Annotated in this window: 11 protein-coding genes; 4 read left to right on the plus strand and 7 right to left on the minus strand. The window is 53.3% G+C overall.

Going from position 1 to position 12,499, the window contains the following annotated elements; all coding sequences use genetic code 11:
• Nucleotides 1–37 precede the first annotated feature (37 nt).
• From DFR42_RS20640 to DFR42_RS20655, 4 genes are all read right to left on the minus strand, one after another.
• Nucleotides 38–853: a metal-dependent hydrolase gene (locus DFR42_RS20640; protein WP_110256937.1), complete on the minus strand. Its 816-nt coding sequence runs from the start codon at nucleotides 851–853 to the stop codon at nucleotides 38–40.
• A 9-nt stretch (nucleotides 854–862) separates the two neighbouring features.
• Nucleotides 863–2,533 (minus strand): AMP-binding protein, encoded by a 1,671-nt coding sequence (locus DFR42_RS20645; RefSeq protein WP_110257118.1) that lies wholly within the window; start codon nucleotides 2,531–2,533, stop codon nucleotides 863–865.
• A gap of 304 nt (nucleotides 2,534–2,837) precedes the next feature.
• A complete protein-coding gene (locus DFR42_RS20650; RefSeq protein WP_146218929.1) occupies nucleotides 2,838–3,368 on the minus strand; it encodes a hypothetical protein in 531 nt (176 codons plus the stop codon).
• A 170-nt stretch (nucleotides 3,369–3,538) separates the two neighbouring features.
• A complete protein-coding gene (locus DFR42_RS20655) occupies nucleotides 3,539–4,312 on the minus strand; it encodes a DUF3108 domain-containing protein (RefSeq protein WP_110256939.1) in 774 nt (257 codons plus the stop codon).
• 253 nt (nucleotides 4,313–4,565) lie between these two features.
• Between DFR42_RS20655 and pgeF the strand changes: the two genes are divergently transcribed.
• On the plus strand, nucleotides 4,566–5,264 hold the full coding sequence (gene pgeF, locus DFR42_RS20660; RefSeq protein ID WP_170133608.1) for a peptidoglycan editing factor PgeF: 699 nt from the start codon (nucleotides 4,566–4,568) through the stop codon (nucleotides 5,262–5,264).
• A gap of 8 nt (nucleotides 5,265–5,272) precedes the next feature.
• Here the strand turns inward: pgeF and DFR42_RS20665 are convergent, their stop codons facing one another.
• On the minus strand, nucleotides 5,273–6,169 hold the full coding sequence (locus DFR42_RS20665; RefSeq protein ID WP_110256941.1) for a LysR family transcriptional regulator: 897 nt from the start codon (nucleotides 6,167–6,169) through the stop codon (nucleotides 5,273–5,275).
• A 93-nt stretch (nucleotides 6,170–6,262) separates the two neighbouring features.
• Between DFR42_RS20665 and DFR42_RS20670 the strand changes: the two genes are divergently transcribed.
• The 3 genes from DFR42_RS20670 to DFR42_RS20680 all read left to right on the plus strand — a co-directional run bounded on the left by DFR42_RS20670 (nucleotide 6,263) and on the right by DFR42_RS20680 (nucleotide 10,066).
• A complete protein-coding gene (locus DFR42_RS20670; RefSeq protein ID WP_110257119.1) occupies nucleotides 6,263–7,231 on the plus strand; it encodes a sodium-dependent bicarbonate transport family permease in 969 nt (322 codons plus the stop codon).
• Between the two features lie 79 nt (nucleotides 7,232–7,310).
• Nucleotides 7,311–7,793, plus strand: a complete 483-nt coding sequence (locus DFR42_RS20675; RefSeq protein WP_110256942.1) for a (2Fe-2S)-binding protein — start codon at nucleotides 7,311–7,313, stop codon at nucleotides 7,791–7,793.
• Nucleotides 7,790–10,066 carry a xanthine dehydrogenase family protein molybdopterin-binding subunit gene (locus tag DFR42_RS20680; protein WP_110256943.1) on the plus strand — a complete coding sequence of 759 codons (2,277 nt, stop codon included), beginning with the start codon at nucleotides 7,790–7,792 and terminating at the stop codon, nucleotides 10,064–10,066. The genes DFR42_RS20675 and DFR42_RS20680 overlap by 4 nt, the downstream gene beginning before the upstream one ends.
• A 142-nt stretch (nucleotides 10,067–10,208) precedes the next feature.
• Here DFR42_RS20680 and DFR42_RS20685 read toward each other — a convergent pair whose 3' ends face one another.
• The gene (locus DFR42_RS20685; protein ID WP_110256944.1) at nucleotides 10,209–10,859 is read right to left on the minus strand and encodes a polar amino acid ABC transporter permease; all 651 of its coding nucleotides are present in this window, start codon (nucleotides 10,857–10,859) and stop codon (nucleotides 10,209–10,211) included.
• On the minus strand, nucleotides 10,856–12,442 hold the full coding sequence (locus DFR42_RS20690) for a transporter substrate-binding domain-containing protein (RefSeq protein WP_170133609.1): 1,587 nt from the start codon (nucleotides 12,440–12,442) through the stop codon (nucleotides 10,856–10,858). Before DFR42_RS20690 ends, DFR42_RS20685 begins: the two co-directional genes overlap by 4 nt.
• Nucleotides 12,443–12,499 lie beyond the last annotated feature (57 nt).

Raw genomic sequence — 12,499 nt, forward strand, 5'->3', positions numbered from 1 at the left:
TTTTGTGTAGAGCTTGCTCGCTATTACTTCAGTGCAGTCAGCCTACCACGGCAAATTGCCCTGCATTGTCCGCCAGCCATTGCTGCGAGAGGCTGGCATCATGCTGGCCGGGGTGAAAGTCCTTAGCCAGATAATCACGCCAGGCCTGGCGATTGGCACTGATGATGCCAGCTTTGCCGAACAGGAAACCCCAGCCACTGCGCCAGCTGGATAACTTGAACAGCGCCTTGTCATGCCAGAGATTGCGCATGGTCTGGTATAGCACGTCTGTCATGAAGACCATGGTGATATAGCGAAATACCTTGATGCGCCTGGGGTAGTCACCACCTGCTGCCTGATAGATATCATAGGCGGTGCAGCGATGCTCGGACTCTTCTGCACTATGCCATAGCCACATGGTTTTCAATCTGTCTTCACTGCCTTGCAAGGCATGTGGATGACGCAACATCCAGTTCGCCAGAATGGCGGTGAAATGCTCAGTCGCTGCCGTAGCAGCCAGATGCAGGCGCACATCGAGATGGGCATTTTTTTCCAGACGCCGCAAGGCCCGCCTTTCTATGATATTCGGAAACCCCAGTTGCTCCAGATGGGCATTGAACAGGCTGTGTATGCGTCTGTGGGTTGCCTCTTGCCCTATGAAACCACGCACTTCCTGTTCATGCTTTGCGCGTGCTGCATCTGGCAAGATCTTCAAACCAGCTTTAACAGAATCGATGAAGTATTGTTCGCCCACAGGAAAACTCATCGACAAGGCATTGAAGAAGGCCGAGCGAAAGGCATCACCGCCATTCCAGCGTGCCGGTATAGGGGCGGCCAGATCAATCAGCAAACGGCGGACGACAAGTTGAGTCATGATTTTTCCTCAGTCCAGGTTGCGCAATTCACGTCGCAATATCTTGCCCACATTACTCTTGGGCAGTTCGGCGACAAAGCGTATTTCCTTGGGGATTTTGTAGCCTGTCAGATGCTGGCGGCAGTGGGCCAGCAAGCTTGCTTCATTCAAGGTGGGGTTCTTTTTGACGACAAAGATTTTCACGACTTCACCCGCATGGGCATCGGCCTTGGCGACGGCCGCCACTTCCATGACATCAGCATGCATCATGACGACTTCTTCAATTTCATTGGGGTAGACATTGAAGCCGGACACCAGGATCATGTCCTTCATCCTGTCGACGATTTTCAAAAAGCCCTGTTCATCCATGATGGCGACATCGCCAGTGCGCAGGTAGCCATCGGCTGTCATGACCTTGGCGGTTTCTTCCGGCCGCTGCCAGTAACCCTGCATGACTTGCGGGCCCAGCACGCATAATTCGCCAGCTTCACCAGGCGGTAATTCCTGCCCGCTGTCATTGCGGATAGAGACATAGGTCGAGGGCAGGGGCAAACCTATGCTGCCGCTGTATTCTTTCATGTCCAGCGGATTGACAGTGACCGAAGGCGAACATTCTGTTAGGCCATACCCTTCCACCAGCGGCGAACGGGTGACTTGCTGCCAGCGTTCTGCCACCGGCCTTTGCACGGCTGCGCCACCACCTATGGCAAAACGTAGCTGGCTGAAATCGATCCTGGCAAATTCAGGCTCATTCAAGAGGCCATTGAACAAGGTATTCACTGCAGGCAAGGAGACAAAGGGATACTTTGCCAGTATTTTGACAAATTCAGGTATCTTGCGCGGATCAGCCACCAGCACATTGGTGCCACCGAGTCCAACAAAGCTCAGGCAGGAACCAAGCGCAAAGATATGGTAAAGCGGTATCGCCGTGATGCTGGTGATTTCTTGCGACTTGTCGAGGAAAGGCGCACTCCATAGTTCACCTTGCTTGGCATTGGCGAGTATGTTCAGGTGACTGAGCATGGCACCCTTGGACACCCCCGTCGTGCCACCGGTATATTGCAGGAAAGCCAGTTCATGCGGTTCTACCCTGACGCTGCGGTAGTCACTGGCCTTCCCCAGGGCCAGCACATCCAGAAAACTGACATGCCCGGGCAGTTTATAGGGCGGCACCATTTTCCTGACCTTGCGTATCAGGAAATTACCCAGCATGCGCTTCACAGCTGGCATCATGTCAGCCAGGCCAGTGACGATGACATGTTTGACGCTGGTATTGGCAATCACTTTTTCCAATGTATGAGCAAACAGCTCCACCACAATCATGGCAACTGCACCGCTATCCTTCAACTGATGCTCAAGCTCACGCGGCGTGTACATGGGGTTGACATTCACCACCACATAACCAGCCCGCAAGAGGCCAAACAGGCAGATTGGGTATTGCAGCACATTCGGCATCATCAATGCCACCCGTGCACCCTTGGGTAATTTCAACTGGTTCTGGAAATAACTGGCTAGCTGCCGCGACAGCAGGTCAAGTTCATCATAGGTATAGCTGACGCCACTGCTGCCACTGATAAAGGCACGGCGCTTGCCATAGGTCTTGACTGCCTGTTCAAAATACTCGCCTATCGAAGTCAGCGCCGCCACATCGATATCCGCCGGCACCCCGGCGCTATAACTGCGCGTCCAGATTCTCTCCATCATCAACAGTCTCCATATCGCTTTTGTTTTCAATACAGTAGTGTATTGAAAACTGGATGTCAATGGGAATTGTGTGGAGACGGGTAAACGCTGTGTATTGGCAGCGTTCCAGTGATAGGCGATGTGGGAATGACTGGCGACAGATAAGCGCGCCAGTTTATTGAGACAAAGGTAAAGCAAAACAAAACAAGGTAGCAGGTAGCACCAGGATGTCTTGCCCTTGTGGGAGCGGCTTCAGCCGCGATTCTCCTTCGGGTTACTACTCAGCCTCAAAGTGAGCCTGGGTAGTTAATTATTTGTATTCTTATTCCCACTGCGCACTACCGCTTCTGTCTGTTGCCCCATAGATGGTACGAGCTACAGCGCACAGGGCCATGACTTGCACCATTAGCAAATACCAGCCTGCGCCACCTGCCGCGACGGAGTCGCTGGTGTGCCTGTCCAAATGCATGGTGTGTTTTACCCTGGTCACGTAGAGTGAAATGAATTCCATGAAAGAATCCAGCGATGGATGTGGCACGCTGCCCATGAAATAGAAAGACAGGTAGATGCCAAGAAAAATCTGCACCGCAAAGGCGACGGCGACGATCAGCAAGAAGGCAAAATCAATATGGCGGGGCTGGAAATGGAACCTTGTCGCTCCCAGATAAAAGCCACTCAGAGCAGCAAAACCCATGACAAGCGCGCCGATGGGTAGCAAGACCATATAAGAGAAAGAAAAAAGATTAAACCCGGTCATGCGCCAGGCCAGGGTGTTGAAGGCAGCGACCAGCATTGAAGTGATCAGGCAAAATAGCCAGGTAGTGAGCCTTGCATGGGTAAATAGGGATGTCACAATTTGCCTTGGGCTTGATGGAAGATGATGGTGTTCTTGGTGGTACTTTTAGTAGCACGCTGGCCAGCACCGGTATTAAAAATCGGGACCGATGCTATCTCAGTGATGATCTTCCGTCAAGATACTCTGGCTGGAGGGGCGACTGGTCGGTTCTGTCTACGCCAACTATGTCAATCTATCAGCGCCTTGACCAGAATGCGTCCATCGGGCATCTTGCCTTCCTGTCTTAGCATGATCTGGCTTTGCTTGGCAAACCAGAATTTGGATACCGATCCGGGGCGGTTGTAATCACTGGTCACCAGCCAGCAATCGACATTGCCAGTTGGCCCGGCTATGCTTTCTTCACCTGTCACTTTGAAGGTATAGTAAGTTGGTGCAGTGGTGCTGCCAGGGTGGTAGAAATTGACCCTGGCTTCGTAGCCCGGCGCAAGCGGCAGCGTCTGGAAAAATTCCAGGTCGGTTTCAAAATTGTAGCTGGGTTCGGCTGATGGCATGAGGAAGTCTTTCTGGCTGTTCTCGGCCAGGTCTTTCATGCCAGTGATTTTGTCGGCGCTAAAGATAAAGCCTTCGACCATATGCTTGCCATCTTTGTCGGTGATACGCTCGTGGCTGATGGGTTTGAAACTGGGAAACTGTGCCAGGGAATCCAGGCGCTTGGCTGCTGGTGCTGGATTGCCAGCCGGATTACCTGCGCTATCCCAGCGTTGCCGGATACGTATGCGGCGTTCACCATCCTGCTCCACAAACAACACCTCACGCGACCAGATATCCAGCGGCGTGCTGCTGTCGCCATCCTTGAAATAGCGCAGATAATGATGCGTGCCTTCTTTTAATAAAGCGATGCGCGCCAAGGTTTTGCCAGGGTACAAAGTTTCACCGGCAGCCTGGGCATGGCTGATACAGGCAAATAGCAGGGCCAGGGCAGGGATTACAATTGATCGCATTATTGTCTCGCTGTATGAGAATTGAGTAGATTGGGAATAAGGCAATGCTGAATTATGGAATCAGACTTGTATCCTGCAACTAAGTTCCTGTTGACATGCAGGAGAGGCTTTAGCCGCGAATATTGAATCAGAGCTTCCCGGCTGAAGCCGATCCTGCAAAACAGTAGTGGGTATTTAAAAGTGAAACCTGTTGTACATGCCGGATAAAAAAGTCGCTAAAATCTTGCTCTCAACAAAATTACCGGAGCCAGCCTTGCATCGCAGCCACCCTAGTCACCAGAGCCAGCACCATAGCAGCGTTCTTTCCAGCGTTCCCGGCATACGCTATGGCTTTGGTAATGCACGCGACTTCGTCCCTGCCAGCCTGAGCGGGTATTGGGATACTGTACCCAACAAGCTGCAAGTGCATGGTATGCGCGTGGTGGAAGTGACGCAGAAACACCAGCAATGCGGTGATGCTGATGCGTTTTTCACGCGCCTGCCGGGCATACCCGTGACAGTGATCACTGCTGATTGCGTGCCTGTGCTGCTGGCCAGGCGCGATGGCAAGATGATCGCTGTTGCCCATGCGGGCTGGCGCGGCATAGTCGGTGGCGTGGTGCAGGCTTTGTGGCAGGAACTGGCCGCCCAGGGTGAACAGCCGCAAGACTGGGTGGCGGCCATAGGTGCGCATATAGGCCCTTGCTGCTTTGAGGTCAGTGAAGAACTGGCGGCAGATTTTGTGCGGCAATTCCCTGAGCTGGATGCATCAGCCATCAACCCGCGTTACCGCCACGTTGACCTGAATGTACTGGCCAGACGTGCCTTGCAGCAAATTGGTATCAGTGAGATAGACCATGCCGTGCCTTGTACCATGTGCAGCAAAACCGCAGAAGGCAAGCATGTCTACCGCAGTTATCGCCGTGGTGACCGTAATTCTTTCCAGCATTCAGGGCTGGTGATTTTGCCTTGATCTGACCTCTAAACCTTGTCTTGCGCGTGCTGGCTCAGGTAGCCAAGAAAATTGCTGGCAATGGGAGACAGGCGTTTGCCTTGCAGGTGAACGATATACCAGTTAGACATGATGGGAAAATCCTGTACGTCCAGGACGGTCAGGTTTTGATCTTTCAAATGATCACCCAGGGCATGGCGTGACAGTATGGTCAGCCCCATGTCGGCAGCAACCGCTTGTTTGATCGCCTCGTTGCTGCCGAGTTCCAGTCTGACTACGGGTGTGATCTTATTTTCGCTAAAGTAGTGCTCGCACGCCAGCCTGGTGCCAGAGCCCCGTTCACGCAGGATGAAGCGCTCATTTAATAACCGGGCAAATTGCAGCCGTTTTTTCCCCGCCAGAGGATGGTGCAAGGGCGCAACCACGACCAGTGGATTTGGCAAGAATACTTGTTTGACGACGTCGATGTCCTTAGGGGGAGTGGACATGATATAGATATCGTCCAAATTGTTTCTCAGACGCTCGACGACGCCGTCACGGTTTTGCACTTCAAGTGCGATATCAATTTCTGGATACTCCCTGCAAAAGTCGCCCAGCATGCGAGGGATAAAGTATTTCGCAGTGCTCACCACGGCTACGCGCAAGCTGCCCTCGGTCAATCCTTTCATTGCAGCGATTTGCTGTTCAAAGCTGCCCCATTCATGAGCCAGAGTGCGGGCGGTGCTCGCCAATTCTTCGCCTGCCTTCGTCAGGTACAATTTTTTGCCTATGACTTCATATAAGGGGATACCTATGGTGTCTGTCATTTCTTTCAGTTGCATGGATACCGTCGGTTGTGTCACATGACAAGCGCGTGCAACAGCACTGATGCTGCGTAGCTCTGCCAGGCGTATAAAGATTTGCAATTGTCTAAAGGTAATATTCATAGGTTTTTATCTATGATTGTATTTAATAAAATTGATTTTACCTTATGATTGCCTGCGCTTACCATGCCTGCCATCGATATACTTAAGGCAGATATGCAGAGCTTACTTGACCCCGCCATCCTCTTTTTTGTCTTTGGCATCCTGGCTGGCTTGATGAAATCAAATCTGGAGATTCCCTCTCAGATTGCCAAATTCCTGTCGCTGTATTTACTCATGGCCCTGGGTCTGAAGGGCGGTTTTGCGCTGGCGCATTCTGGTCTCAACTTGCAACTGGTGACCAGCCTGGGCTGTGCGGTCGCATTGGCGCTGATTGTTCCTGCTTTGGCTTATCTGGCCTTGAAGCGAATTTTGCCAGCCCTTGACGCCGTTGCTGTGGCGGCGACTTACGGTTCTGTCAGTGCCGTCACGTTTATCACCGCGGTGCAGTACATGGACGTGAAGGGCTTGCATTACGGTGGTCATATGGCGGCTGCGATGGCGCTGATGGAGTCGCCAGCGATACTGTTCGCCGTGATCGTGGCAAACACAGTGCGCAAGCGCCATGCGACTGCAGGGGCGAGTGCTACTGTACCCACGTTAAGCAAGATATTGCACGAGTCCTTGACAGATGGTGCGCAGTTGCTGTTGTTGGGCGCCATGCTGGTAGGCGTACTTTCCGGTGACGCAGGCAAGGCATCGATGCAGCCATTTTCTGGCGACCTGTTCAAAGGCATGCTGGCGTTCTTTCTGCTTGATATGGGCTTAAAGGCTGCACGCAACCTGGCACAGGTGCGTGGAAAGTCTCCCTTGCTGATCGCCTATTCCTTGCTGGCGCCGCTGGCCCATGCCGGAATTGCACTAGGCATGGCAAGCTTGTTCAGCTTGCCTGCGGGGGATGCTGCGCTGTTGATGGTCCTTGCTGCCAGCGCCTCGTATATTGCAGTGCCGGCTGTTTTGCGTTTTGCTATTCCTGAAGCCTCACCTGCACTGTATTTGGGTATGTCATTGGGATTGACCTTTCCATTCAATATTTTGCTTGGTATTCCTTTGTATATAACAATCGCCCATATTGTATTGATTTGAAACCGCCACACCTGATTTGCTTAAAAAGCATACAATCTGGCATGCCTGATCGGGCTTGTTCAACTTTGGCGGATTCAGCATGAGCAAACATAACTTGAATATCAACGGTAAGACGCAGGTGGTGGATGTTGCCCCTGATACCCCCTTGCTATGGGCGCTGCGCGACAGCCTGAACCTGGTTGGCACCAAATATGGCTGTGGCGTGGGGCAGTGCGGTGCCTGTACCGTGCATGTCAATGGTGCGCCCACCCGTTCCTGTCTGGTGCCGGTATCTGCCATGAGCAAGCAAAAGATCACTACCATAGAAGGCCTGGATGCCAAAGCCATGCACCCGCTGCAAACTGCCTGGCAAGAGCTGGACGTGCCGCAATGCGGCTATTGCCAGGCAGGCCAGATCATGACGGCTGCCGCCTTGCTCAAAGACAAGCCCCATCCAACAGATGCCGATATCGACGCTGCCATGGGCGGCAATCTGTGTCGCTGTGCAGCATATATACGCATACGGGCAGGCATACACAGGGCGGCAGAAATCGCTAATGGCAAGAAGAAGGTGGCGAAATGAATAAACCTGCAAATATTTCAGCTGAGCCAAAAGTCAATTCTCCGGCACGCCGTGACTTTTTACGCATGTCAGCATTTACTGGCGGTGGCCTGGTATTGGCCTACCTTGGTGCTGGCGACAGTGCGCTGGCGCAGATCAGCAAGCCTGCTGCATTGCCGTCATCAACTGACTTTGTCCCGCATGCCCTGATACGCATAGGCAGTGACGGAACGGTGACCCTGGTATCCAAACAGCCAGAGATAGGCCAGGGCATCAAGACGTCTTTACCGATGGTGATAGCCGAAGAGCTGGAAGTGAATTGGAAAGATGTGCGCATCATCCAGGGTGATCTCAATCCCGCTTATGGCAGCCAGGGGGCAGGCGGTTCAACCTCCACGCCAACCAATTACAATGAATTCCACAGGCTGGGTGCCACGGCGCGCACCATGCTGGTCAGTGCGGCGGCCCAGACCTGGAATGTGCCCGCATCTGAATGCCATGCGGCTGACAGTGCGGTACATCACGCCGCCAGCCAGCGCAAACTGACGTATGCAGCCCTGGCCGCCAAAGCTGCCACATTGCCTGTGCCTGATGCAAAGGATGTCAAACTCAAGGACCCGGCACAATTCAAATTGCTGGGCACGCGTATAGGCGGTGTCGATAATCCGGCGATAGTCACTGGCAAGCCCTTGTTTGGTATTGATGTGAAATTGCCCGGCATGCTATATGCCGTTTATGAAAAATGCCCGGTATTTGGCGGCAAGGTTCTCAGCGCCAATCTTGAGCATATCAAGGCACAGCCCGGTGTCAAGGATGCTTTTGTTATTGAAGGCACGGATAACCTGCGTGGCCTCATGCCTGGTGTCGCCATTATTGCTGAAACCACCTGGGCTGCCTTCAGTGCCCGCAAGCTGCTGGAAGTGAAATGGGATGAAGGCAAGGGTGCGAATGCCAGTTGGGCAGACTTTACTGCGCAGGCCAAAAAACTGGCTACGCAACCCGGTACGACCAGCTTGCGCAAGGATGGTGATGTTGCCGCAGCGCTGGGTAAGGCTGCCAGGACGGTGGAAGCTGCATATAGCTACCCCTTTATCTCGCATGCCAGCATGGAGCCGCAAAATTGCACGGCAGCCTACAATACCCAGGACAGCAGTCTGGAAATCTGGGCACCAACGCAATTGCCAGAATCTGGCCAGGCGCTGGTGGCCGATGTACTGGCCATGCCCAAGGAAAAAATCAAGCTGCATATCACCCGTAGCGGTGGTGGTTTTGGCCGTCGACTGAGTTCTGACTTTATTGTAGAAGCTGCCGCGATCGCCAAACGCGTCAATGCACCGGTCAAGCTGACCTGGTCACGCGAAGATGATATGCGACATGATCATTTCCGTGCAGGCGGTTTCCACTTCCTGCGCGGTGGGCTGGATGACAAGGGCAAGCTCACAGCCTGGCACAATCACTTCGTCAGCTTTGGCAATAAAGTCATGCGGGATGGAAAGTCGCAATTACAGGCGGGTAGTGGTGCCAGCTTGTCGGGCGATGAATTCCCTGGTCGCTGGCTGGAAAACTGCCTGCTGGAACAGACGCTGATGGAAAGCCATATCCCCATGGGGCCGTGGCGTGCACCGGGCAGCAATGTGTTTGCCTGGGTCTTCCATAGCTTTATTGATGAACTGGCTCATGCAGCAGGCCGTGATCCCATGGAGTTTCGCCTGGATATTCTTGGTGACAAGGAAATCATGCCTGGCACAGGTGAGCGCGGCCAGCCTTATCATGTGGGGCGCATGAGACGGGTCTTGCAGGAAGTGGCACTCAAGGCAGACTGGGGTAAGAAGAAATTCCCACGAGGCCAGGGGCAGGGCATTGCCTTCCACTTCAGCCATCGCGGCTATATTGCTGAAGTGGCCGAAGTCACTGTCAGCAAGCAGGGCGAACTCAAGGTCGACAGGGTGGTCGTGGTGACGGATATAGGTTCGCAGATCGTCAACCTCAGTGGTGCTGAACACCAGGTGCAAGGCTCGGTCCTCGATGGTATCAGCACCCTGATGTATCCTGAACTCGATATCCAGCGTGGCCGTGTCGTGCAGGGTAATTTCAATGAATACCCTTTGCTGCGCATCAAGGATAGCTATACCAAGATCGAGGCGCATTTCCTGAAGACGGATTTTCCTGTGACAGGCCTGGGCGAGCCAGCCTTCCCGCCGCTGGCCCCGGCGGTGTGCAATGCGATTTTTGCAGCGACCGGCAAGCGGGTCAGGCAGTTGCCGTTGACGCATACGGATTTGAGTTGGAGTTAAGGGCCGAAATTTGCTTCTCGTAGGTTGGGCTACGCTTCACCAGCCCAACACTGGGCGTTTAAATGACGTATACGTTTGTTGAGGCCGAGTGTTGGGCTGGTAAGGCGTAGCCCAACCTACGAGATTGCTTAATCTACGCCACTCAACTCTCCATCCCATACCGCAACTTCAACTGCCTCGAAATCCGCCTCATCAACAAAGTCAGCGGATAACAAAAACAAAAGAAGAACAAACAGGCATACAGATAAATCGGCAGCATCAAGCGTGTGTTGCCCGTCGCATTGATGACGGTATTGCAGCGGCTGACGAGTTCGCTGACACCGATGATGGAAGCGGTGCTCGATGCCATGACGATGATGAGTGCATAGCTGGTCCAGCTGGGGATGAACAGGAAGGCCGCATGGTGATTGCCTTTCTTCCATTCATCCATGGCGATGGTGAGGTTATCGCTGGTGAAACCGATGACGGCAATCGCCAATGCCAGCGCTGCCTTGATCCACACTGGAAAGCTGATGATGGTCTTGAAATAAGGCAGCAATATCTCGGACGGCAGCATGAAGGCCAGGTAAAACTGGAACACGATAGTCGGAATGCTGCGCGAAAACTCGGTCGCCACCAGGCTGACTTTGACACGGCGTGGATGGGTGGACAGGCGCAATGATGCCAGCAGCCAGCCTATGCCCGTACCTATCACCATGGCGACGATGGATATCCAGATATTCATGGCAAAGCCGCCAAGCAAGAATGGCGTCCAGGTCAGCAGATGCTGGAAAATCTCTGTGGTTTCCATCATGCTAGCCTCGCCAGGATTTTTTGTTCAAGCTGGCGTATGAGGCGCACTACAGCAAAGATGATCAATAAGAAGGTTAACAGCAGGGCATTCATCATGACGCCGACATTGCCACGTTCATTGATGATGGACGTGGTGGCTGACAATAGTTCTGGCACTGCTACGGCAGAAGCCATCATGGTGGCTTTGGATACATTGATGAGCGAAGCCGTGACCGAGCCGCTGGCCAGCCTGGCGATTAGTGAGGTGTTGGCAAAACGCAGGCGAAATTCACCATGCTGCAAACGGTAAGCCGTTGCCGCATCCAGTAAGGCCGTCATGACGCCAGCACCGGTATACACACTGAGGCAAAACACCACCACGCCAAAGGCAGGCAGTGCTATGCCGACAGATTCACTAAGTATTGCGCCGATACCAAACAGCAGCAGATACATGCACAACAGGGGAGGTGTCATGCGGCCTATCGTGCCCAGCAGGCGTGCCGTGGCAGACAATAGCCATATTCTGGATTCTGCAAACACCGCTCCAGCCCAACCCAGCAAGAGGCTGCAGCTGATGCACAGGGCAGTGAGAGCCAGCGTCACCAGCAAGCCATAAAAGAACTGGCTGCGGTCAAAGCTGTCATATACCAGGGTCAGGTTGATGCCCGTGGCTTCATTGAGCCATAAACCCAGTTGCGCCAGACCACCCACATCTGTCGATGTCAGGAATACCTGGTTGCGGCATTCTGCCCGCCAGTTACCATCAGGCAGGCGGCGGCAAAAGCTGGCATTGTCGCTGTCATTCTTTTGCCAGAGTACGTGGGTATCTGCCAGGAATTTTGACGGAGGAATACCCCAGGCTTTTTCCCGCTCCTGCAAAAAACCGCTACGATGCCAGTCGGCGACGATATCTGCCAGCATATTCTCAAATTCCGTACCTTTTTCACTCTTGCTGATGGCCATCGCCCAGGGCGTGCTCAGGGTAGGTGGCAAGGGAGCCTTATAGCCTTTCCATTCGGGATTGGCCAAATCATTGATGACGGCTGTGTTGTCGAACAGATAGCCTATGCATCGTCCATCCTTGACAGCCAGTTTGGCATCCCTGGCATTGTTATACATCTGCAATTCCATCAGATAACGTTGTTGCATGATGCGGTTGAAGTAGGAACCCTGGGTGGCGCAGACGAGATGGCCGCGGGTATCTGCCCAGTCCTTGATATTGGCCGTCGGCGGCATGAACAGGGTGACACCAGACGCATAATAATTAGGCTCTATCATGGTGACAATCTGGCGGCGTTCGGCAGTGTCACCGGTTGTGGCAAGAACCAGGTCGATGACACCTTCCTGCAATTTTTGCAGGCGGTTGCTGCCGCTGACGCTGACCTTGCGCAGTTGTACGCCCAGGCGCCTGGCGATATCGGCAGCCAGATCATGCTCGAAACCTTCCGGTACGCCATTTTCATCAAGCATGCCAAACGGAGGGTAATCAGTTTTGACACCGACGATAATGGCACCGCGCTCGCGTATCAGTGTCAGCCTTTCACTGGTGCTAGTGCTAGTGCTGGTGCCGGGCTTTTTTGCTGTTTGTGCCTGTGCTGCACTCATGAAGAAAGTGAGGAGCAAAAAAAGCAGGCTGCAAAAGGACTTTATTTTTCTTGGGTA

Origin of the sequence: Undibacterium pigrum (assembly GCF_003201815.1) — a bacterium.
Classification (GTDB): Bacteria; Pseudomonadota; Gammaproteobacteria; order Burkholderiales; family Burkholderiaceae_D; genus Undibacterium; species Undibacterium pigrum.

What these genes read in the sequence shown, in the direction of transcription:
- DFR42_RS20640 (WP_110256937.1), bottom strand. Translation starts at nt 853, where the DNA reads ATGACTCAACTTGTCGTCCGCCGTTTGCTGATTGATCTGGCCGCCCCT.
- DFR42_RS20645 (WP_110257118.1), bottom strand. Translation starts at nt 2,533, where the DNA reads ATGGAGAGAATCTGGACGCGCAGTTATAGCGCCGGGGTGCCGGCGGAT.
- DFR42_RS20655 (WP_110256939.1), bottom strand. Translation starts at nt 4,312, where the DNA reads ATGCGATCAATTGTAATCCCTGCCCTGGCCCTGCTATTTGCCTGTATC.
- DFR42_RS20665 (WP_110256941.1), bottom strand. Translation starts at nt 6,169, where the DNA reads ATGAATATTACCTTTAGACAATTGCAAATCTTTATACGCCTGGCAGAG.
- DFR42_RS20670 (WP_110257119.1), top strand. Translation starts at nt 6,263, where the DNA reads ATGCAGAGCTTACTTGACCCCGCCATCCTCTTTTTTGTCTTTGGCATC.
- DFR42_RS20675 (WP_110256942.1), top strand. Translation starts at nt 7,311, where the DNA reads ATGAGCAAACATAACTTGAATATCAACGGTAAGACGCAGGTGGTGGAT.
- DFR42_RS20680 (WP_110256943.1), top strand. Translation starts at nt 7,790, where the DNA reads ATGAATAAACCTGCAAATATTTCAGCTGAGCCAAAAGTCAATTCTCCG.
- DFR42_RS20685 (WP_110256944.1), bottom strand. Translation starts at nt 10,859, where the DNA reads ATGATGGAAACCACAGAGATTTTCCAGCATCTGCTGACCTGGACGCCA.
- DFR42_RS20690 (WP_170133609.1), bottom strand. Translation starts at nt 12,442, where the DNA reads ATGAGTGCAGCACAGGCACAAACAGCAAAAAAGCCCGGCACCAGCACT.